The sequence below is a fragment of the Roseateles sp. SL47 genome, from assembly GCF_026625885.1.
In the GTDB taxonomy this organism is placed as follows: Bacteria; Pseudomonadota; Gammaproteobacteria; order Burkholderiales; family Burkholderiaceae_C; genus Roseateles.
Genome location: NZ_CP113068.1, coordinates 1,027,635 through 1,048,876 on the forward strand (window position 1 = coordinate 1,027,635; position 21,242 = coordinate 1,048,876).

At 65.4% G+C, this 21,242-nt stretch carries 21 protein-coding genes and 1 riboswitch; of the genes, 14 read left to right on the plus strand and 7 right to left on the minus strand.

Features of this window, described 5'->3' with window-relative positions:
* Positions 1–201 precede the first annotated feature (201 nt).
* Both OU995_RS04450 and OU995_RS04455 read left to right on the plus strand, forming a co-directional pair.
* Positions 202–1,272, plus strand: a complete 1,071-nt coding sequence (locus OU995_RS04450; RefSeq protein WP_267834274.1) for a type IV toxin-antitoxin system AbiEi family antitoxin — start codon at positions 202–204, stop codon at positions 1,270–1,272.
* Positions 1,272–2,135, plus strand: coding sequence for a nucleotidyl transferase AbiEii/AbiGii toxin family protein (locus OU995_RS04455; RefSeq protein WP_267836174.1), 864 nt, complete (start codon positions 1,272–1,274; stop codon positions 2,133–2,135). Before OU995_RS04450 ends, OU995_RS04455 begins: the two co-directional genes overlap by 1 nt.
* Before the next feature lie 72 nt (positions 2,136–2,207).
* Here OU995_RS04455 and OU995_RS04460 read toward each other — a convergent pair whose 3' ends face one another.
* Positions 2,208–2,573, minus strand: a complete 366-nt coding sequence (locus tag OU995_RS04460; protein WP_267834276.1) for a helix-turn-helix domain-containing protein — start codon at positions 2,571–2,573, stop codon at positions 2,208–2,210.
* A gap of 100 nt (positions 2,574–2,673) precedes the next feature.
* On the opposite strand from OU995_RS04460, the gene OU995_RS04465 reads away from it, so the two are divergent.
* The gene (locus OU995_RS04465; RefSeq protein ID WP_267834279.1) at positions 2,674–3,240 is read left to right on the plus strand and encodes a GNAT family N-acetyltransferase; all 567 of its coding nucleotides are present in this window, start codon (positions 2,674–2,676) and stop codon (positions 3,238–3,240) included.
* On the opposite strand, the gene OU995_RS04470 is transcribed toward OU995_RS04465, so the two are convergent.
* Both OU995_RS04470 and OU995_RS04475 read right to left on the minus strand, forming a co-directional pair.
* Entirely contained in the window at positions 3,208–3,906 is a 699-nt protein-coding gene (locus OU995_RS04470; protein WP_267834281.1) for a PEP-CTERM sorting domain-containing protein, read from the minus strand. The two genes, OU995_RS04465 and OU995_RS04470, sit on opposite strands and share 33 nt — an antisense overlap.
* Before the next feature lie 242 nt (positions 3,907–4,148).
* Positions 4,149–5,516, minus strand: a complete 1,368-nt coding sequence (locus OU995_RS04475) for a voltage-gated chloride channel family protein (protein ID WP_267836175.1) — start codon at positions 5,514–5,516, stop codon at positions 4,149–4,151.
* A 109-nt stretch (positions 5,517–5,625) separates the two neighbouring features.
* A riboswitch (Fluoride riboswitch) is annotated at positions 5,626–5,702 on the minus strand.
* A 208-nt stretch (positions 5,703–5,910) separates the two neighbouring features.
* Between OU995_RS04475 and OU995_RS04480 the strand changes: the two genes are divergently transcribed.
* Positions 5,911–7,587 carry a GAF domain-containing protein gene (locus OU995_RS04480; RefSeq protein WP_267834282.1) on the plus strand — a complete coding sequence of 559 codons (1,677 nt, stop codon included), beginning with the start codon at positions 5,911–5,913 and terminating at the stop codon, positions 7,585–7,587.
* The gene (locus tag OU995_RS04485) at positions 7,568–8,137 is read left to right on the plus strand and encodes an MOSC domain-containing protein (protein WP_267834283.1); all 570 of its coding nucleotides are present in this window, start codon (positions 7,568–7,570) and stop codon (positions 8,135–8,137) included. Before OU995_RS04480 ends, OU995_RS04485 begins: the two co-directional genes overlap by 20 nt.
* Before the next feature lie 92 nt (positions 8,138–8,229).
* On the opposite strand, the gene OU995_RS04490 is transcribed toward OU995_RS04485, so the two are convergent.
* The gene (locus tag OU995_RS04490) at positions 8,230–9,306 is read right to left on the minus strand and encodes an alkene reductase (RefSeq protein WP_267834284.1); all 1,077 of its coding nucleotides are present in this window, start codon (positions 9,304–9,306) and stop codon (positions 8,230–8,232) included.
* A 454-nt stretch (positions 9,307–9,760) separates the two neighbouring features.
* Between OU995_RS04490 and OU995_RS04495 the strand changes: the two genes are divergently transcribed.
* Together OU995_RS04495 and OU995_RS04500 are read left to right on the plus strand one after the other, a co-directional pair.
* Positions 9,761–11,044 carry a hypothetical protein gene (locus OU995_RS04495; RefSeq protein ID WP_267834286.1) on the plus strand — a complete coding sequence of 428 codons (1,284 nt, stop codon included), beginning with the start codon at positions 9,761–9,763 and terminating at the stop codon, positions 11,042–11,044.
* Between the two features lie 88 nt (positions 11,045–11,132).
* Complete coding sequence (locus tag OU995_RS04500) at positions 11,133–11,987, plus strand: 23S rRNA (adenine(2030)-N(6))-methyltransferase RlmJ (protein ID WP_267834287.1); 855 nt, start codon at positions 11,133–11,135, stop codon at positions 11,985–11,987.
* 45 nt (positions 11,988–12,032) lie between these two features.
* Here the strand turns inward: OU995_RS04500 and OU995_RS04505 are convergent, their stop codons facing one another.
* Positions 12,033–12,674, minus strand: coding sequence for an NAD(P)-dependent oxidoreductase (locus tag OU995_RS04505; protein ID WP_267834288.1), 642 nt, complete (start codon positions 12,672–12,674; stop codon positions 12,033–12,035).
* Positions 12,675–12,787: 113 nt separating this feature from the next.
* On the opposite strand from OU995_RS04505, the gene OU995_RS04510 reads away from it, so the two are divergent.
* Both OU995_RS04510 and OU995_RS04515 read left to right on the plus strand, forming a co-directional pair.
* Positions 12,788–13,678, plus strand: a complete 891-nt coding sequence (locus tag OU995_RS04510; RefSeq protein ID WP_324288706.1) for a LysR family transcriptional regulator — start codon at positions 12,788–12,790, stop codon at positions 13,676–13,678.
* Positions 13,679–13,706: 28 nt separating this feature from the next.
* Complete coding sequence (locus OU995_RS04515) at positions 13,707–14,378, plus strand: CAAX prenyl protease-related protein (protein WP_267834289.1); 672 nt, start codon at positions 13,707–13,709, stop codon at positions 14,376–14,378.
* Here the strand turns inward: OU995_RS04515 and OU995_RS04520 are convergent.
* Entirely contained in the window at positions 14,360–15,148 is a 789-nt protein-coding gene (locus tag OU995_RS04520; protein ID WP_267834290.1) for a helix-turn-helix domain-containing protein, read from the minus strand. The genes OU995_RS04515 and OU995_RS04520 overlap by 19 nt on opposite strands.
* 273 nt (positions 15,149–15,421) lie before the next feature.
* Here OU995_RS04520 and OU995_RS04525 point away from each other — a divergent pair, with 273 nt between their 5' ends.
* The 4 genes from OU995_RS04525 (at position 15,422) to OU995_RS04540 (ending at position 19,891) form a co-directional block, all read left to right on the plus strand.
* Entirely contained in the window at positions 15,422–16,603 is a 1,182-nt protein-coding gene (locus tag OU995_RS04525; RefSeq protein WP_267834291.1) for an amidohydrolase family protein, read from the plus strand.
* A 140-nt stretch (positions 16,604–16,743) separates the two neighbouring features.
* Positions 16,744–17,211: a YiaA/YiaB family inner membrane protein gene (locus OU995_RS04530; RefSeq protein ID WP_267834292.1), complete on the plus strand. Its 468-nt coding sequence runs from the start codon at positions 16,744–16,746 to the stop codon at positions 17,209–17,211.
* 99 nt (positions 17,212–17,310) lie between these two features.
* On the plus strand, positions 17,311–17,787 hold the full coding sequence (locus OU995_RS04535; RefSeq protein WP_267834294.1) for a hypothetical protein: 477 nt from the start codon (positions 17,311–17,313) through the stop codon (positions 17,785–17,787).
* Between the two features lie 160 nt (positions 17,788–17,947).
* The gene (locus OU995_RS04540) at positions 17,948–19,891 is read left to right on the plus strand and encodes an MFS transporter (protein WP_267834295.1); all 1,944 of its coding nucleotides are present in this window, start codon (positions 17,948–17,950) and stop codon (positions 19,889–19,891) included.
* 120 nt (positions 19,892–20,011) lie between these two features.
* Here OU995_RS04540 and OU995_RS04545 read toward each other — a convergent pair whose 3' ends face one another.
* Complete coding sequence (locus OU995_RS04545; protein WP_267834296.1) at positions 20,012–20,539, minus strand: hypothetical protein; 528 nt, start codon at positions 20,537–20,539, stop codon at positions 20,012–20,014.
* Positions 20,540–20,673: 134 nt separating this feature from the next.
* Between OU995_RS04545 and OU995_RS04550 the strand changes: the two genes are divergently transcribed.
* Positions 20,674–21,171 (plus strand): MarR family winged helix-turn-helix transcriptional regulator, encoded by a 498-nt coding sequence (locus OU995_RS04550; protein ID WP_267834297.1) that lies wholly within the window; start codon positions 20,674–20,676, stop codon positions 21,169–21,171.
* The last annotated feature ends 71 nt before the right edge of the window (positions 21,172–21,242 follow it).

Below are 21,242 nucleotides of genomic sequence, written 5' to 3' on the forward strand. Positions count from 1 at the left end.
GGGAGGTTATGTGCAGAACGCATAGATTGATGCGGAAAGTGCGCGTTCGGCGGGAGACGTCCGGCGGGGTTGGGGGGGATGCGGCGGGGTCAGTCCTGTGGATCACGGAATTTCACTGAAAGCAGCCTTTTCAGCGCGCGTTGAAAATGGCGGTTCTGCTGAAATTCGATCGATTTTCAGTAGATGTGCTATGTTCAGCAAATGCTGAACACCCGTAAATTGTTGAACTTTGAAGCCGAGGCTGAATCGCTTCTGCGAGGTGTGCTGGCGAAAGCTCCAGGGCTGAAAGTACAAGCGCTGCGCACATCGCTCGATCTTCCCGACACGGGGATCGACATCGTCTGCAGCATCTCCGTACTAGAACGCCAGCACGAGCTCGTATGCGAAGTAAAGACCACAGGTCAGCCGCGTCACGTTCGAGAAGCGATCTTTCAACTGAAGCGTTACGTTGCGCAGCGCGACGGCATTCCCATTTTCATCGCCCCCTACCTCTCTGAAGACGCCCGGGCGCTGTGTATCGAAAGTGGGGTGGGTTATCTCGACGGCTACGGCAATGCACACATTGCATTCCCGGGCTTCTTTGTCTCATGCACGATGGCTGGAAAGCCGACTGCAGAACGTCGCGACTTGAAGTCGCTTTTCAAGCCGAAGTCCGCGTCGGTACTGAGGACCCTGCTCAGAGAGCCAACCACTCCATGGCGCGTCGCGGACCTCGCAAAAGCTGCCATGGTCAGCGTTGGACACGTCAGCAACGTGCGAAACAGTTTGGTCGAGCGCGGGTGGGCCGAGATCGCCGACGGCGGCGTCTTTCTGTCTAAGCCGAATTCGCTCCTTGACACTTGGCGAGATGAGTACTCACCTCCTGCCGGGGAACGACGTTCCTTCTACACGACGCAACATGGATCCAGGCTGATCGAGACCCTTCGCGACCAGTGGGACGGCCTGCTCCAGCACGGCATCGTCACCTTTGCGTCCTTCTCGGCCGCCAACTGGATTGCCCCCTTCGCCCGCACCGGAACGCACATTTTCTACGCCGATGAAGAGGGCCTCGAGCATCTGTGCGAGATCCTTGGCCTGGCCCCTACCGCCCGCGGCGAGAACGTGGCTGTCACTGTCGTTGACGACCTGGCGCTGTTACGTGACTCGATCGAACCGGCCCCCGGCATTCATTGCACTAGTCCCGTCCAGACTTATCTTGACCTCTACGTTTCTGGAGAACGAGGACGAGAGGCCGCCGAACACCTTCGCCGGGAGACGCTGCAATGGTCATGATGCCCCCGAATGAGCCGCAGCGGGCGGACGACTATGACAGCCGCACAACCGCAGCCGTGAAGTCGGTGCTCCTTGAGATCGGGCAGATCCTGGGTAGCTACAAGGGGAAGTACACCGTTGTGGGTGGTGCCGTCCCGTGGTTGCTGCTGGATCCAGACAGCGAAATGCGGCACGTGGGCACCACGGACGTAGACCTGGGCTTGGACGCAGAAGCGCTTGGCGACGGCGAGTACGCCAGTCTGGTGAGCTCCCTCATGGAACATGGCTACCAGCAACGCGAGAACCTCCGACGGTTTCAATTGGTTCGGCAGATTGCGATGGACGACGGAGGCCCTTCGATCGACGTGATCGTCGACTTCCTCATGCCCAAGGATGCCGTCATCGAGAAGAACAAGCCGCCGTTGGTGGACGCGTTCGCCGTCCAACGAGCGAGCGGCGCCGAGCTCGCCATTCAGTACAACGAACTCATCGCGATCACAGGCGCAATGCCCCGGGGCGGTAGGAATCGCGTCGAGATCTCCGTGTGTTCGATACCTGCGTTGCTCGCCATGAAGGGACACGCCATCGAGAACCGCTACAAACAAAAGGATGCCTACGACATCTACTACTGCATCCGTAACTATCCTGAAGGCATCGACGGCTTGGCCGAAGCATGCCGGCCCCTGATGGCACACAGAGGCGGATTGGAGGGATACACGTATATCGCCGGGAAATTCGATTCGCTGGTCGGTTTCGGGCCTACATGCGTGCGCCGATTTGTCGAAGAATCGCAGGTGCTGGACGGTCGAACGCCGGAACAGTGGCAACAGGATGCCTTCGGTCAGGTGGACGCGTGGTTACGTGCGCTGGGCTTGAGGGAATGAGCGAGAAGCGCAGAGCCAGCAGGCCACGGCTGCCGATCGGGCTCACAACAGCCGATGACCTGGGGCGGGGCCTCACCATGCCCCCGGCGGTACCCCCATCGCGCCTTTGAAGCGACGGCTGAAGTGGCTCGGGTCGGCGAATCCACAAGCGACAGCCACCTCGGACGCACGTTCCCCCGCCAGCAACATCCGTCGCGCCTGCGACAGCCGCACTGCATTTAGCCAGACGGGCGGTGGGACCCCGCACTGGCGCGTAAAGGCGCGGGTGAGGTGCGCTCGGGACAACTGGGTGACGTCGGCAAGCTCCTCAATCGCCACATCGCGATGGAAGTTGGCAGCCAGATAGTCACGCGCCTGCGTCATGCGGCGCTCGCCGGCCCATAGAACGTCACGGGTGGTGGGCGCTGGTTCCGCATACCGACGCACCATCTTGCTCATTGAGCCGACCGGGACACCCAACAGCGGTGATGCGGCCACCGCTGCGCCACGCCGGCTGATCTAATCGGCTCCCATACTCCCTGGGTCGCCGATCACCTGCATGCCTGCCACTCTCCGCCAAGCCGCCGCGCACGACGCCGACACCCTCTCCGCATTGGGGATTCAGGTCTTCTTGGACACCTACGCCACGGACGGCATCCGCCCAGACCTCGCTCGGGAGGCGCTGCAAGAATTCAGCAGCGCGGAATGGCTGGACAGGCTGAGCCAACCCCAGCGGCGGGTGGTGCTGGCCGAGGTGGGTCGCGGGCTGATCGGTTTTGCTGAAGTGCAATTGGCGCCGACCCCTGCGCCGGGCACGGACACCCTGGGCGCAGAGCTGGTGCGGCTGTACGTGCAACCCGCGTTTCAGCGCTCCGGCGTTGGCACGCAACTGATCGCAGCGGCCGAGCAAATGGCACAGAGCGCTCGGCTGCCCTCGCTCTGGCTGACGGCCTGGGAAGGCAATCACCGCGCACTGGCCTTCTACGCCCGACGCGGTTACGCCGACCGGGGCGACACCTTCTACGAGATCGAAGGCCAGCGCTATGTCAACCGGGTGCTCCAGAGGATGCTGGGCAGCCCTCCGTCCCTGGGCTCAGACGGCAGCACCGCTCACCCCGCCGCGTGAGCGGCTCACCCGCCAGGCCGCTACCACCGCCACCAGCCCCACCAGCATCAACGCATAGCTTCCTGGCTCCGGCACGAGCGCAACGGTCCACACGCCGCCCAGCTCACCCGGCGCCACCGACGTGGCACCGGCGTTGCTGTAGTAGGAATTGGCAAAGCGTTCAAGGCTGCTGCCCTGCTGGCTGGAGGCGAGGTGGAAGGACTCGGTGAAGCCGGTCACCTCGAACTGCCGATCCAGCCAGATGTTCCAGGTGGTCGGCAAGCCATTGGCATCGAGCGAGCCCACGGTGAAACCACTGCTGGAGGTGTAGCAGCCCCCGGGGATCGAGCATCCGGACGGCAGCGGTGTCGACAGGCCAAGCAGATTCGCCGGCCCACCGCCCCATATCGTCATCTTGTAGGAAATGATGTCGTCTGCCGTGGCGGGGCCGGTCAGCGGCGTCCAGGTGTAGAACTCGATCCGCAGCTGACCCGGCACATCCCATTCGTTGTCGCCCGGGGCGCGGAACGAGATCGAATGGATGTTGAACACATCCGACATGAAGGTGTATTGATACCAGTCCGCCCTGGCGGGAGAACTGCTGATGAGCATGCCAAGCCCCAGCATGCCGGCCGCCAGATGGCGCAGCCGTGTCGCGAGGAAGGCCATCACTGTGCTGATAGTCATGTTGTCTCTCCCTTGATGCGCCGTGGCCGAGCAATGCCCCGGCGTGCCGATCGGCCCGGAGAGATTAGGTGACGCATCGGCCATGATTCCAGCGGCCAACGCGATGGATTCGGGTGACAGGACTATCCCAAACGGGCATCCCGTTTGACACCGCTGGCCCGCCCTGCCGCTCGCCTGCCCCCGTCTGTGACAACACCTGTGCAGCCCTGCGGCCGCCGCTGGCCGGCGTCAATACAAGACGATCATTCCAGCCCACCGCGAGGGTCGGTGTCATGCGCCGCGCGAGCGGAAGCGGAAGCAGGATCGGACCTCGTCACCGCGCCTCGCTCCGCCGCCTGCTGCCGGAAGGCCGGCACCTCGCCCAGCGTCAGCCCGGACGGCACCAGCGGGTGCTTCGCCTGCCCTACCCGCTGCGACTTGTAGATGCCGGTGTGGCCCGAGCACAGATAGCTCACACCACACGCCACTGCGGCATACACGCCCATCTCGGCGCCAAACAGTTCAATGGCCATCAGCGTGCAGGCCATGGGTGTGTTGGACGCTCCGGCAAACACCGCCACAAAGCCCAGCCCGGCCAGCATGGGGAACGGCAGATCCAGCAGGGGCGCCAGTGCATTGCCCAGGGTGGCGCCGATGAAAAACAGCGGCGTCACCTCGCCGCCCTTGAACCCGCTGGCCAGGGAGCCCGCCGTCAGCGCCAGCTTGGCGGCGAAATCACCGGCCGACAGCGGCTGCAGAAAAGCCTGCTGGATCACCGGAATGCCCAGCCCGGCGAAGCGCCACGCGTCCAGGCCCCAGATGACCAACGCAATCACCACCCCGCCGACCAGCGGCCGGGCCGGTGCATAGGCAATCCGGCGCTTCATGAACGCCTGGCCGGCATGGGTGACCGTGGCAAACACCATCGCCACCAGCCCGAACAGCATGCCTGCCAGCACCACCGCCACCAGCGGCCACCAGGAGAGCGCCGGCAGCAGACCCACCGCATAGTGGGTGTGATGCGCGCCCCAGGCCGTGGTGACCTGGTCCGCCACCACCGCCGCCACGAGGCACGGCCACAGTGCGTCATAACGCAGGCTGCCGATCACCAGCACTTCCATGCCAAAGACCGCACCCGCCAGCGGTGTACCGAAGACCGACGCAAATCCCGCGCTGATGCCCGCCATCAGCATCACGCGCCGGTCCTGGTCGTCGAGCTTGAAACGATGGGTCAGTTGATCGGCCAGGGCGCCGCCCATCTGCACGGCGGTGCCTTCCCGCCCTACGGATGCGCCAAACAGGTGGGACAGCACGGTACTACCCAGAATCAGCGGCGCCATGCGAAGCGGAACCACCTTTTTGGGGTCGTGAATTTCATCGATCAGCAGGTTGTTGCCGGCTTCCACGTCCCGGCCCAGCTTGAGGTAGACCCAGCCCACCGCAAAGCCAGCCAGGGGCAGGCCCCACAGCAGCCAGCGATGGGCTTCGCGGGTCCGGGTGGCCCAGTCCAGGGCCAGAAGGAACAAGGCGGAAGCGCTGCCGGCCAGGACGGCCACCAGACTGGCGAGCACCAGCCAGCGGAGCAGCGAGGGGATGAGGTGGAAAAGTTCGAATTGGCGCAGGCGGTTCATCAGTGACCCAGCAGTTTCAAGAGGGGTGCCGTAGCGGCGGCTCTCGAGGTGCAATAACGACTGGTTGACGAAGGCCAGGGCGAACACCCACACGGCCCTGGTCTCCCAGGACGATGTAGGCATCATCAGCGTCACGACACAGCGTCGTAAGGCGGTTCGCGGAGGAATGCCATCTCCGTGGCGGAATTTTAGCCCCGGGTGTCGGAAATGTCCCGCCGACGTTCCCCGCTGCCCGTCGTTGCGGCAAAGTTGGCACAGCTGCCGATATTCCCGCGCCTGGGGCGTGAAACATGCCCAGAAGCCCCTGATCTGGGGGCCTTCCTTGCCCATGCGTCCTCCACGGCGCGAGGACAATCTCGGGCTCCCCACGCTCCCCTTGTCGAAGGTAAGACTGATGCCCTCCGCCTTGACCGGCCTGTCCATGCGCCATCGCCTGTTACTCACGCTGGCGTTGTCGCTGGTGCTGGTCGCGGCTTCGGCGCTGCTGGGCCTGTGGCAGACCCAGCGCCTGGCCGACACCGCCGAGTCGCTATACGCCGAACGGCTGGTGCCCCTGAGCCTGCTGCGCGAAATGGCGCGGGACCTGGGACCGCAGGGTCTGGGCGGCGTGCTCAACCCAGTGGCGGGCCTGCGCACCCAGGGGTCCGACCGCGATGCCCAACGGCTGGCCGACGGCCTGCGTCGCCAATGGCAGGCTTATCTCGGTACGCGGCTGGACACGACCGAAGAGGCGCTGGCCCAGCGTCTTCAGCCGCAACTCGACACCCTGCTCCAGGCGGTGCCCTCCGCCAGTCAGGCCTCGCCCGAGCAGGTGCGTGCCCTCAACCAGCAGCGCTTGGCCGTGATGCGGCAGATTGACGACCTGGCCGGCTTCCAGCTGAGCCAGGCACAGCTGGATACGGAACGGACCCGGGAAGCCACCGGGGAGGCCGCCCAGTTGGGCGTGCTGCTGGTGTCCATCACCGCCCTGCTCTCCGGGCTGATGATCTGGACCATCTGGCACCGCTATGACGAGGAACGCCGCGCCGGGGACGACGGCCGCGAACGGCTGCACCGGATGTACCAGGCTTTGTCCCGCACCAATCAATTGATCGTCCAGCGCGAGGCCGTGTTGGAGCTGGGGCCGACGTCGGAGCTGACGCTGTTTGACGGCCTGTGCCGCATCTGTGTGGAAACCGGCCACGCTCGAGTGGCTACGGTGGTGCTCCACGAGGGCGGCAGTTACGTGCGGGCTGCGACGGCCGGGGACATCGAGCGCTGGATGCCCGGCGCCCCTCCGCGCTGGACCCATGACTCCAGCTTCGGCCAAAGCTCCATGAGCACACGGGCCATCCTGTCCGGCACGCATCAGATCAGCAACCGCCCGCTGCAGGACCCCAGCGTTGGCGGCCCGGGCGCACCGGTCATTCCGCCCGGGGTGGAAGCGCTGGCGGCGTTTCCGCTGCGTCGCAACGGTCAGGTGGTGGGCGCGCTGAGCATCCGGGCCGACGAGCAGGACTTTTTTGACGACACCGTCACCCGGCTGTTTGACGAGATCACCAACGACCTGTCCTTTGCGCTCGACAACCTCACCCGCGAACGCGAACGCGCACAGGCCCTGCTGCATGCACGGGAAGCCAGTGAGGAGTTGCGCAACCTGATCCAGGCCATGCCCATCCATATGGTGCTGACGCGGCTGCCCGATGGCGCCGTGCTGGTCATCAACGACGCGATGTGCCGCCGCTACGGCATCAGTCACGACGAGGTCATCGGCCGGCGCTTGATGGATCTGGGGGTGGGCATGCTGCCGGCCTATCGCAAGCGCTACTACGAGCTGCTGAAAGATCACAAGGACGTGGTGGGCTTTCCCGTGCAGGCCTCCACACGTGATGGCCGGGTGCTGTCGTCCTACGTCTATGCCCGACGGGTGCGTTATCACGGGCAGGACTGCATGATCGGCTGCAGCGTGGACATGGACGGCAGCACGACCATCCCCGAAGCCCTGGACATCGTTACGAAAGAGATCAGGAAGGCGGAGGCCGGCAGCGAGCAAAGTCCGGGAGAATCGGTGCATGCAGATCCTCAGTCTTAATGTGGCCCGCACCGCCCCGCTGATGGTGGGTGGCAAACAGGTGCTCAGCGCCATCCGCAAGCGTCCGGTGGACGGGGCCGTGGCGGTCGAGGCCCTGGGCCTGGCCGGCGACGAGCAGGCGGACCCGCGCTACCACGGCGGCCAGTCCAAGGCCGTGTACGCTTACCCCGCCGAACACTATGCGTTCTGGCAGACAGTGCGTGCGCAGGCGCAGGTGGCGCAGTGGAATGAGCCGCTGCCCTTTGGCAGCATGGGCGAGAACCTGAGCATCGAAGGCTTGCTGGAAAGCGACGCCTGGATCGGCGATGTGCTGGTGTTTCCGGACTGCGCGCTGGCAGTCAGCGAACCCCGTGAGCCGTGCAGCAAGTTCAATGCGGTGATGGGCTTCAACAAAGCCGCCAAGATGATGGTGCAAAGCGGCTGGTGCGGCTTTTATCTGGCGGTGCGACAGCCCGGCACGATTGCGGCGGGGCAGCACTTCGAGATCCGCCCCGGGCCCCGGGAAGTCTCGATTGCCGAGGTGTTCCGCACGAAAATGTCCCGGGGCTGAATCAAAGCCGCTTCAACGCTGAATCAACGCCGATGCCGTCAGCGTGGCGGCAAGCCCGTGCCCGGCGCAGAGCCGGGCACGAAGACCTGGGCTCAGTCGGCCAGCGCCGGATAGTCGGTATAACCTTGCGCACCACCTCCGTACATGGTGGCCGAATTGGCCTTCTGCAGCGGAGCATTCAGGCGCAGGCGGCGCACCAGATCCGGGTTGGAGATGAAGCTGCGGCCAAAGGCCACGGCATCGGCCTGACCGTCCGCCACCGCCGCCAGCGCCATCTCACGGGTGTAGCCGTTGTTGGCGATGTAGGGGCCCTTGAAGCGCTCACGCAGCGCCGCGTAGTCGAACGGGGCAACATCGCGCGGGCCGCCCGTCTGGCCTTCGATCACATGCAGGAAGGCCAGCTTCAGCGGTGCCAGTTGCTCCACCACGTAGTTGAACAGCGCCTGCGCGTTGCTGTCCTGGCCCGCATCGTTCACCGGGGTGACCGGGGACAGGCGCAGGCCGGTGCGGTCGGCACCGATGGCGTCAGCGATGGCGCGCATCACCTCCAGCAACAGACGGGCGCGGTTCTCGATGGAACCGCCATAGGCGTCGGTGCGGTCATTGATGCTGTCGCGCAGGAACTGGTCCAGCAGATAGCCGTTGGCGCCATGCACTTCCACCGCATCAAAGCCGGCTTCCATCGCCGAGCGTGCGGCATGCACATACGACTGCACGAGGCCCGGCAGCTCTTCGGTCTTCAACGCGCGCGGCGCGGCCACGTCCACAAAACCTTCCTTGGTGAAGGTCTTGCTCTGGGCGGCACGGTCGGTGGAAGACAGCGGCTTGGCACCGTCCGGCTGGAAATCGGCGTGGGAAATCCGGCCCACATGCCACAGCTGCACCGCGATCTTGCCGCCGGCTTCATGGACTGCGTCCGTCACCCGCTTCCAGGCGTCGACCTGCTCCGGCGAATAAATCCCCGGGGTGTCCAGATACCCCTGGCCTTCCGGCGCGATCTGCGCACCTTCACTGATGATCAGACCGGCCGTGGCGCGCTGGCGGTAGTAGTCGACGGCCAGCGGGCCGGGCAGCAAGCCTTGCGAACGGTTGCGGGTCAGCGGAGCCATCACGATACGGTTGGCCAGGGAAACAGCACCCAGTTGCAGCGGGTCAAACAAACTCGGCATGGTTGGTCACTCAAAAATTGGGAATCAAAGCCGCTCCCATCGGGGCCGAGCCACACTGCGAAGTGCCGGCCTCGCCCGATCGGAACCGCGACGGATTGGGGATGTCTGAAGCTTAGCGGCGGGCAAGGACGCTTGCTGAACTTAGGCGACAGCCCGGACTGGGCCTGGGGGCTTGCGCCGTCGTCTGCAAGGCCGGCGCCGCTTGGCTACACTCGCGGGCCCTGGCGGGTGTCCGGTCGGGTGCGCGGTCGGATGCATGGTCGGGCATGAGCCGCCCTCAGCAGTCCTGAGCCGGCATCGCCAGTGAATCACGGCGCGGCTGATGGCTCTTGTTCGTCATGGTGCGCTGTTGTTCGTCCGCAGAGGTCTGCGTCCCTGGGCGCCGATCGGCCGCTGTTGGTGTCGTCCGAGATCGTCTGATAGCGTCGGTGACCCGCGACCCGCCTGACTCACCATGCGCCCATCCCCTCCCGACCGCGCGCCGTTCAACAGCCGTCCATCGGATTCCCCTGCACGTGACGACCGCTCGTTTGCGGGGCCCCTCAGCCGCCGTCGCCTGCTGCAGGCCGGCATGCTGGCCGGGGTGCCGACGGGCAGCTCGTGGATGGCCGACACCAGCCTGGCGCAGCCCCAGCCGCCGGCAGCGGCCATCACAGCGACGGATCGGCAGGTCCTGCGGGTGGGGCCCGGCCTGCGCCTGCGCACGCTGGCGGCTGCGGCCGCCGAGGCCCGGCCGGGTTGCACCATCGAGGTGCTGGCGGGGGACTATCGCGCCGACGTCGCCACCTGGACACAAGACGACCTGACCCTGCGCGCCGTGGGTGGCCGCGTGCGTTTGCTGGCCAACGGCGCCCATGCGCAAGGCAAAGGCATCTTTGTGTGCGCCGGCCAGCGCATGTCCATCACCGGCTTCGATTTCATTGGCGCCCGGGTGCCGGACCGCAATGGTGCCGGCATCCGGCTGGAACGGGGTTCACTCACGCTGCGGGAATGCCGTTTCGAGGACAACGAAAACGGCCTCCTGTCCGCCAACGACCCCGCCATCTCCCTGGACATCGAACGCTGCGAATTCGGCGCGATCGCTCCGGGGGAGGGGCGCACCCACAACTGCTATGTGGGCAGCATCGGCCGATTGCGGGTGGTGGGCAGCTACTTCCATCACGGCCACACCGGCCACCTGCTCAAGACGCGGGCGGCGGTGAACCACCTGTTCTACAACCGCCTGACCGACGAGACCGGGCGCGCCAGTTTCGAGCTGGAGTTTCCCAACGGTGGCCTGGCGCTGGTGGTGGGCAATCTCATCCAGCAGAGCGCAGCGACGGAAAACTACCACCTGGTCGCCTACGGCAGCGAAGGGCTGGTGGGGCCACGGCATGAACTGCATCTGATCAACAACACGCTGGTGGATCTGCGGCCTGCCGGCGGGGTCTACCTGCGCATGGCGGCGGGTGTGCAGAAGGTGCGTTTGATCAACAACCTGCTGTGCGGCAAGCGGGAGCTGCCACCGGGCCCGGGCTGGGAGCAGCACCACAACTACTTTGTTGATCCTGGCGCCCTGGTGGCGCCGGAGCGGTATGACTTCGCCCTGCGGCCGGGTTCGCCACTGCTGGGCCGGGCGGTGGAGCCCGGCGTGGTGGACGGGCAGCCGCTGCGGCCGGTGGCGCAGTACCGCCACCCCTGTGACACCGCCCCGGTGCCGGTGGACGGCCTCTACAGCCCGGGCGCCCTGCAGATCTGAGCCGCCGCCGTGAACTCGGGCCTTCCGGCACTGCGTTGGCGGGCGGGTGGCATGCCTGGGCAGGCGTGATCGCAGGTACAGTGCCGACATGCTCGCTTATCGACACGCTTTCCACGCCGGCAACCATGCCGACGTGCTCAAACACCTGGTTCTGGCCGAAGTTCTCCGCTACATGGGAGAAAAAGACAAGGCTTACACCGTGGTGGACACCCATGCCGGCGCCGGCGGCTATGCGCTGGATGGACGGTATGCCCAGAAGAACGCCGAGCACCTGGGTGGCATTGCGGCGCTTTACCAGCGCAAGGACCTGCCCGAGCCGCTGCAGCACTATGTGCAATTGGTGCGCGACTTCAATGCCGGCGGCCCGCTGGAGCAATACCCGGGCTCTCCGGCCATTGCCCGCCTGCTGATGCGGGAGCAGGACCGTCTGCGCTGCTATGAGCTGCATCCCACCGATCAGCGCATTCTGGAGAGTTACCTGTCGGACCGGCCCAACTCGCAGGTCCAGAACTCGGACGGCTTTGCCGGGCTGAAGGCGGAACTGCCGCCGCCGTCCCGCCGGGGCGTGGTGCTGATCGACCCGCCCTATGAAATCAAGACCGACTATGCCAAGGTCATCGGCGCGCTTCGGGAGGCTCTGCAACGCTTTCCGGACGGCACCGTCGCGATCTGGTACCCGCAGCTGCAGCTGCTGGAATCGGCCCAATTGCTGCAGCGGCTGAAGGCCGTGGGCGAATCCACGGCCAAGAAGGGCTGGCTGCATGTGCGACTGACCGTGGCGCAGCCGGATGAACGCGGCTTCGGCATGATGGGCAGCGGCATGTTTGTCATCAACCCGCCGTACGTGCTGCACGACCGGCTGGCGGCATGCCTGCCGATGCTGGTGGACGTACTGGGACAGTACGACGGCGCGAACTATCTGCTGGAACAGCAGACGGTCTGACGCGTCCCAGCCGCCGCAGCGGCGTCCCCGTGATCGTCCCCGTGATCAATAGCCGACCGTGAAACGGCGGCGAATGTGCTGCGGCCGCTCCAGTTCGTCCACGATGGCCACCGCCAGGTCGGCGGTGGAGACATGGGCGGGGCCGTTGGCATCCATCACCGGTGTATCCAGGCTGACGCGGTAGCTGCCCCGGCGTTCGCCCGGCTCCAGATGCACGGCGGGAGACAGGAAGGTCCAGTCCAGCGAGGTTTCTTCGCGGATCAGGTTGAGCGCTTCACGTGCGGCCAGCGCGCCGGACTTCCACGCCTGCGGGAATTCCGGCGTGTCCACCAGTTGCACGCCCGGTGCGGCATACAGGCTGCCGGCACCGCCCACCACCAGCAGGCGCTTCACGCCCGCCTGACGGGTACCGGCATAGATGGCGCGGGTGCCCGCCAGGAACTGGTCGTAGAGGTCCGGCACGCCCCAGCCCGGGTTGTAGGCATTCACCACGGCATCAGTGCCTTGGACCGCGCCGGCCACCTGAGCGGCGTCCTGCACATCGGCCTGGACCACCGTCAGCCCGGACTGGGCTTCCAGCTTGGCGGGCGTGCGGGCCAGCGCCACGACTTCATGACCACGCGACAGCAGTTCCTTCAACACTTCACTGCCCACAAATCCGGTGGGGCCGATCAAGGCGACTTTCATGGAGATCCTTTCAAGGGTGCCCGGGGGGATGCCGGGGTGGATGAACTTTAGAAACTTCATAATCCGCCGTGAAGTCATCCATTGAAGCTTTCATTCTTTAGAAATTCTTCACAATGTTGGATCAACTCCGCCGCATGGCCGTGTTGGCCACCGTGGTAGACCAGGGCAGCCTGGTCGCTGCGGCACGCCAGTTGCAAACCACCACCTCCGCCGTGAGCCAGCAGTTGCGGGCCCTGGAGCGGGACATGGGGGTGACCTTGTTGCATCGCTCCACCCGTCGCATCAGCCTGACCCCAGCGGGCGAGCGCTTTGTGGAGGGCTGCAAGGCCATGCTGGCCGCCGCGCAGGACGCTCAGGTGCAGTTGCACCGGCTGCGGGATGCGCCGGAGGGGGAACTGCGCATCAGCGCCCCGGTGGGCTTTGCGCGGCAACTGGGGCCGGCACTGGCGCCGCTGATGCATGCGCATCCCGGCTTGCATCTGCATCTGGAGGTGGACGATGGCTTCACCGACCTGGTGGCCAAACGCATCGATCTGGCCGTGCGCTTCGGGCGTCTGCCGGACAGCGCCTGGGTCGCCCAGCGGATCGGCGCCAAGAGCATGGCGTTGTATGGCGCGCCGGCTTATCTCGCGCGACGGGGCGTGCCCGCAACGGCGACGGATCTTGGCCGGCATGACTGGCTCGCGCTGCGGCCCGACACCTCCCCCTTCCAGACCTTGCCGCTGCGCAGTCCTCAGGGGGAGGAGCAATGGCTGCGGGTGACGCCGCGGGCCAGCAGCAACAACCAGCTCAGCCTGCAGCAGTTGTGCGAGGCCGGGCTGGGACTGGCGATGCTGGGCACGGATGATGTGGATGAATCGGTGGCGCAGGGCCGGTTGTTGCCGCTGCTGAGCGACTGGCAGCTACCGTCGCTGCCCGTGCATGCCCTGACCCCGCAGCGGGATGCGCAACCGGCCAAGGTGCGCCATGCCATCGATGCGCTGCGTCAGGCCTTCAGCCAATGACGGGCGCGAATGACGCCACAATCCCGCCATGCTGAATGCCGCCGCGTGGGCACGGATTGTTCCGTTTGCCCTTTTCATGGGTCTCCTTGCGCTGCGAGGAGCTGTTCCTGCTGACAACGCCTGGGGCTGGGACCCACGTTGGCTGTATGCGCTGAACCTGGTGGTGGTGGGTGGCGCACTGGTCTGGTTCTGGAAGCAGTACGGCGAGTTCTCGCGCCAGAACCTGCCGACAGCGCGGGAGGTCGGGCTCAGTGTGGTGCTGGGTCTGGCGGTGTTTGGCCTGTGGATCGCGCTGGACGCCCCATGGATGCAGCTGGGGACACCCACCGCGTCGTTTGTCCCGACACGGCCGGACGGCGGTCTGGACTGGCCCTTGATCGTGGTGCGCTGGCTGGGGGCGGCCTTGCTGGTCCCGGTGATGGAAGAACTGTTCTGGCGCAGCTTCCTGATGCGCTGGATAACCAGCCCCCGGTTCGAAGGGGTGGACCCGCGCGAGTCCGGCCTCAAGGCGCTGATCCTCTCCACCTTCCTCTTCATGCTCGCACACACGTTGTGGCTGGCGGCCATCGTGGCCGGTCTCGTGTATGGGTTGCTGTACCAACGCACCGGCAAGCTCGGTTGCGCCGTGATTGCGCATGCGGTGACCAATGGGGTGTTGGGGATCTGGGTGCTGGGGTCCGGTCACTGGGAGTTCTGGTAACTGCGCTCCGCCGTCATCGCACGTGTCACCGTGGCTGGGCGTTGCAGATGAGCGAATCGCTCGAACAGCCAGCAGCGCATCCCCATCACCAGGGTGAACTGGCGTTTTTCGGCATCGGGCAGCTTCTGGTCCAGCAGATGCTGGCGGGCGAAATCTTCAGCCACACGCTGGAGCCGGTCCCGCAGCTCGCGCGCCATGCCCGGGCTCAATTGGCCATGCACGAGCATCATCAACTCACCGTCACCATCGAAGCCGCCGTTGAAGAAGTCCTGCATGACGCTGTCCCGGAAGAACTGCATCACCGGCCCGTGCGGCCGCCAGCGGAAGGTCTTGGCCACCTGGAGGCGGTAACGGTTCAGGGGCCGCAGTGCGATGATGCCCAGGCGGTCCAGATGCGCCATCGCGCGGGTGGCGTCGGCCTCGGACAGCCGGTAGGTGGCCACGATCTGCTCATAACTCCATTGGCTCAGGCAACAGATCGCCATCAGCAGCAGTTTCTCGTCGGCCACCACCTCCCGCTCCTGCTGCAGGGAGAGCTCCAGCCGCAGCGGCTGGCTTTGCGAGAGCCGCTGGGACAGCTCCGCAAAATCCGTCTTCAGGACCCGGCAGAGTTCATCAATGCGTGACAAGGGCATTTCGCCGCCGGCGGCAAACATCCGCTTCACGCTGGATTCCGACAGGCCCAGCTCGCGGGCGAGCTGGGCATAACTGATGCCGGCGGTCTTGAGCTCCGCCTTGATGAGGTCGATGAGAGTCTGGGTGCTGGCCATGCCACAACGGTAGCGCAGTTTGAGACCGGTCGGGTCGTCCGGCGCTACCGCCTCAGCGGCTTCGCCACTTCAAGCGCCACCACGCCGAGCATCACGCCGTCTTCATCACCGGGCCGCAGCGGCAACGCCATCGGCCCCCACATCGTGCGACGACGTCATTGGCTGTGTTGCGGTGGCCTGGCGGGCGTGGGGCTGTTCAGTGCCCTCGCCGCCCACGAGGCCGGACCTGTGCTGAATCCCTGTCCCCCCCTTGCGCCGGGGTCGGCGGGAGGCTTGGCGCATGCGTCCGTCCGAAGTTCCAGCCCGGAGGGTGTCCCACAGGACTGGCTGGATGCCATCTGGGACGGGCTGGATCCCCCACAGCTCTGGGATGTCCATGCCCATCTGCTGGGCACGGGCGACAGCGATTCTGGTTGTTGGGTGAATCCGCATCTGTCCCAGTGGTGGCATCCCGTGGAGCATCTGCGCAAGCGCATGATCCTCAACGGGGCCTGTGTGTCGCCGGATAGCCTCACGGTCGACCAGGCCTATGTCTCTCGCCTCACGCAACTGGCGGATGCATTTCCCGTGGGCGCCCGCTGGCTGCTGTTTGCCTTTGACGAGGCTCGGGATGCCACCGGCGCCCGGCGCCCCGACTGGACCACCTTCCACGTGCCGGACGCTTATGCCCAGCAGGTCGCGGCCCAACGGCCCGACCGTTTTGGCTGGGTGGCCTCGATCCACCCGGGGCGGGAAGACGCGCTGGAACGGCTGGAGCGGGCGCTTCAAGGCGGCGCACTCGCGCTCAAATGGCTGCCCAGCGCCATGGCGATCGACCTGCGCGACCCGCGCCTCACGCCCTTCTATCAACGCCTGGCGGCCGCCCGCTTGCCGTTGATTGTTCACGTGGGAGAAGAACATGCGGTGCCCGGCGCCGGGCAGCAGGGGCTCGGCAACCCGCTGCACCTGCGCACCCCGCTCAGCCACGGCGTGCGGGTGATTGCCGCCCACTGTGCCTCCCTGGGCATGGCCCTGGACACCGACCTGCCTCGCCCCCGCCAGGTCCCCGCCTTCGAGCTGTTTGCCCGGCTCATGGATGAGCCCGCCTGGGCGTCGCTGCTGCTCGGCGACATCTCCGCCGTGTTCCAGTTCAATCGCCGCCCGGAGGTCTGGCACACGGTGCTGCGGCGGCAGGACTGGCAGGACCGGCTGCTGCACGGTTCCGACTATCCACTCCCCGGCGTGATGCCGCTGGTGCGCCTGCCTGGGCTGGTCCGGGCTGGGGTGCTCGATCCGGCGGACCTGCCGGCGCTGGAGGCGCTGCGCCGGCATCACCCGCTGATGTTCGACCTGGCCCTCAAGCGCAGCGTCCGCTCCGGTGGCGCACGACTCTCCACGGGGGTGTTTGCCACGGCCCGCCATTGGGCCCCCCACGGGTCGGTATCACACCGCGATACCCGCCCCGTCACGGCGTGATACCCCCCGAAAGATGGAAGGGTCGCCGGGCCCTCCGCTCAGAAAATTCGCCTATCGCCTCCCGCCTGGGAACGGCGACACCCACAAAGCCTCAGAGAGGCAAACACCCGGGCGCTTCGACTGTGAGCAAAGGAACTGACATGAACCGCATCCAACGTGACACCAAGGCCTGGCGCTACCAGGTGTGGGCCTCCTTCGGCATCAGCGTGGCCTTGTGCGCCACCGGCCTGGCCTACCTGCCCGGTGCCGATCTGGACCGCGCCTTCATGGTGATGGGTTACGTGTTCTGCCTGACCACGGCCTTCGCGTTGTCCAAGTTCATCCGCGACAACCAGACGGAGCGCCGCGACACCCCGATGTGGGGCCTGGTGGTCTGGAGCGGCTTCGGCCTGGCCATGGGCTTGACCGCCTGGGGCCTGTGGCGCATGGACATCCAGCCGGTGTGGAAGGCGTATCTGCTGGTGTGCTGGCTGTACGTGATCTCCAACGTCTTCACGCTGGCCAAGATGCTGCGTGATGCCCATGACGCCGACGTGCTCGACGCCCGCCTGCAAGGCCGTCGGGAGGCTGCCCGCGGCGCGGTGCAGCCCTTGGACCAGGCGGCTTGATGGCGCAACACGCCTGAACTTCACCCGGGCCGCTGTTCCTTCGCTTTCGTGGATGCGCGGCCCATTTACCCATTGATTGTCTCGACAACGGTTTTCATCATGACGCACTCCCTGCTGATGTCTTTCATCCGTCGGCCGCAACACCTGTTGCTCACCGCCGCCCTGGCGGCCACCTGCACCTTAATGACGCCGCTCACGGCCGCCGCCCACGGTGATGGCGGCAGCGAGGCCAGCGCTGCGTTGTCACTGCTGCCGGTGGCGGTGTCGGTCGCTGCGCCCGTGGCGGTGCTCTCGGCCGGGGCCTCGCTGGTGGTGGTCGCGGTCGAGGTGACGGCGTCCGGGACGGTCTGGGTGCTCAAGCGCGTTTCGGATGGCGTGAAGGTCAGCGTGCGTTTTGCCGGCAAAGTGGCGGTGGGCGCCTCGGTGGCCGTGGGCACGGCGGTGTCAGTGGTCGTGGTGGGCACCGGCGTGTTGCTGTCGGCTGCTGGTGAGGCCATTGCCTTCATCCCCAACGAGGTCGGGGCTTCCCTGATGCACAACGAACGTGTCACCTTGCGAGGGCGGGCCGTGCGCTGAGCGCGGTGCCGTCCAGGCCCCATGGCTCTGGGTTATCCCGTAGGTCCGCGGGGAAGACGCCACAGACAGGCCCTTCACCGCTCTAATCACTCCTTGCGCAGGACGGTCTCTCACCGACACTCCGGTTTGGACGTCCCGATCCCCACCCACACGAAGCCGTATGAGCGAAACCCAACATTCCAGCCAGTTTGCCCTGTTGGGCCAGCGCCGATTTGCGCCCTTCTTCGTCACGCAGTTGGCCGGAGCCTTTAACGACTCGTTCCTCAAGCAGTTGGTGATCCTGTTGGTCACCTTCCATGCGACCGAGTACACGACCCTGTCGGCCGGTTTGGTGGCCAACCTGGCGGCAGGTCTCTTCATCCTGCCCTTCGTGCTGTTTTCTGCCTACGCGGGTCAACTGGCGGACCGCTTTGACAAGGCCCGGGTCATCCGGGCGATCAAGGCTGCCGAAGTGGCCATCATGGTCGTCGCCAGTGCGGGCTTTTACATGAAGAGTCTGCCGGTGCTGCTGGCGTCGATCTTCACCATGGGCTGTCACTCGGCCTTCTTCGGCCCGGTCAAGTATTCGCTGCTGCCCAGGGTGTTGATGAAAGACGAGCTGACCGGCGGCAATGGCCTGCTGGAAATGGGCACTTTCCTCAGCATCCTCCTGGGCACGCTCGTGGCGGGCGTGCTGGCTGCCGTGACGACCCATCCCCTCTGGCTGTCCCTGGCACTCCTCGGGTTCGCGACCTTGGGGCTGATCTCCAGTCTGTTCATTCCGGCCACCGGTGAGGCGGCACCCGACCTGAAGCTGCACTTCAGCGTGGTGTCCGAAACCGTTGCCACGGTGAAAATGGGGAAGCGCGAAGGTGAAGGCGTTTGGAACAGCCTTCTGGCGATCTCCTGGTTCTGGTTCGTTGGCGCGGTGGTGCTGTCTCAGATCCCGGCGCTGGGGAAAGATGTGCTGCACGGCGACACCACGGTGGTGACGGTCCTGCTGGCAACCTTCTCCATCGGCATCGCGGCGGGCTCCCTGTTGTGCGAGCGCCTGTCCGGACATCGGGTGGAAATCGGGCTGGTCCCCATCGGCTCTATCGGCCTGTCACTGTTCACGGCAGACCTGGCATGGGCTTGTGATGCCTTCGCCGCCACCGTCCAGTCCTCGTCCGCGCCCTTGGCCTGGTCACAGTTCCTGGCGATGAGCGGCAGCGTTCGTGTGCTGGCTGACGTGGCGCTGCTGGGTCTGTTTGGCGGCATCTTCATCGTGCCGCTGTATGCCTTTGTCCAGTTGCGCACGGCCCCGGAACGTCAGTCTCGCATCATCAGCGCCAACAACATCCTGAACGCGGTGGCAATGGTCATCGCTGCTGGCATGTCCGCAGGTCTGCTGGCGTATGGCCTCTCCGTGACGGGGCTCATTCTGGTCTGTGCTGGATTGAATGCCTTGGTCGCGATCTACATCTACCGGACCGTGCCGGAATTCTTGTGGCGCTTCCTGAGCTGGTTCGTGGTTCACGCCATTTACCGACTCCGCGCCACGGGCCAGGAGCACCTGCCGGAGGAAGGCCCCGCGCTGATCACCCCCAATCACGTTTCATACGTTGATGCGCTGGTGCTCAGCGCACTGTGCCCGCGGCCCATTCGTTTCGTGATGGACGCCAGCATTTTCCGGGTGCCGGTGTTGTCGTGGTTGTTCCGGCAGGTCAACGCCATTCCCATTGCATCGGCGAAGAAGGAGCCCGCAACCTTGGAGAAAGCACTCGCGGCGATCGACACTGCGTTGCGCAATGGCGAGTTGGTGTGTGTCTTTCCTGAGGGTGCGCTCACGCGCGATGGTCAGTTGGCCGAGTTCAAGCCTGGCATTCGTCGCATGCTGGATGCCAATCCCGTGCCGGTCATCCCTGTGGGCCTCAGTGGCTTGTGGGAGACGGCCTTTGCGCGAAATGGCAAGAGCGTTGGTGGCCGCCTGGTCAGCCTGCGTCCGGGGCGTCGGCTGGATGTTCAGGTGGGGGCGGCGCTGCCCCCAGAGGTGAGCATCGAAGAGCTTCGGGCGAAGGTTCAGGGGCTGATTGGCGCAGCGCCGGTGGGGGGCCAGACACATACGTCGACTGCACGTGGGTAGCGGCCCGCCCCGCATCTGCAGATGCATTGGCCATTTGCTTCACCAGTTCCACAACGGGGGTGCTGGTGGATCCAGGTCGCTTATCCCATTGACCTTGGTCACTGGCCTTTGTGGGCCACCTCACTGCGCGCGTCGCGCTTCGCTGCGGCGCCACACCCGGCTCAAACGCCGCAGGCGCAGCTTCAGGGCGCGGGCCGTGCGCCACACGCCGCTGCTGCGCACCCAGGCCAGCAGGCCCGCCTTCCATTCCACCCATCGCGCATACAGGCGCCGGAACCAGTCCAGACGCAGGAGTGCCGGCTGGGTCAATGCAAACAAATGGGCCACCACCGCCGTGCCCACCAGCTTCGCCGAAAGGATCACCCCCAGCCCCATCGCTGCATGGCCTTGGCCGATCAACCACAGCGCCAGCAACTTCACCGGCAGCAGGAACAGGCTGGGCACCAGCAGCACCAGCAGGGCCAGATAGGGCGGGAGGCGGCGGACCGCAGCTTCCAGATGCCTGATGACCGGCAAGCGCCCGAGGCGGGCCATCACCCGCTGCAACGGCTCCCATCCCCATTCTTCGAAGAGGATGACCAGCGCCAGGACAAATCGAAGGGTCCATCGCAGCGGCGATAGCAACAGCTTGAGCATGGCAGCGATCATCTCCCCTCAAACCAGCATGTGCAAACTGATGCTGAGGCGGAACTGGTTCGAAATTTACGAACTTTTGGCTCAAGCTTCGTGCTCGTCACTTATTTTGCTTGCAATTAGTTCGCGTGCGAGTTAAATTCTCGTCCATGGCACACAACAACACTCCCACCCCTGCGAAGCCCACTGGCGGCACCGCTGATGCGTCGGCGTGTGTGGCTCTGGATATCGACCAGCAGCTCTGCTTCGCCGTCTATTCGACGATGCTGGGGCTGAACAAGATCTACCGCGATCTTCTGAAAGAGCTGGGCATCACCTACCCGCAGTACCTGGTGCTGCTGGTGCTGTGGGAGCGAGATGGCCTGACGGTCGGCGAGATCAGTGAGCGTGTGTTCCTGGATTCGCCCACCCTCACCCCCCTGCTCAAGCGGCTGGAAGCGGCCGGCCTGCTCATCCGTACGCGTTCGGCGCAGGATGAGCGGCAGGTGCTGATCACCTTGACCGATGAAGGGCGCGGTTTGCAGCAGCGTGCCTCGCATGTGCCGCAATGTATTGCGGAGGCGGCGGACACCGACATGGCCGAGATCATCGACCTGCGGGACCGGTTGCTGGCCCTGCGTGGCCGGATGGCGCGTCACGCCGGCTGAGCCCGGCACGACCGGAACTGACCCATCCCATCCGATCCCATCCCCATTGACTGAACGATTTTTGCCCCCAT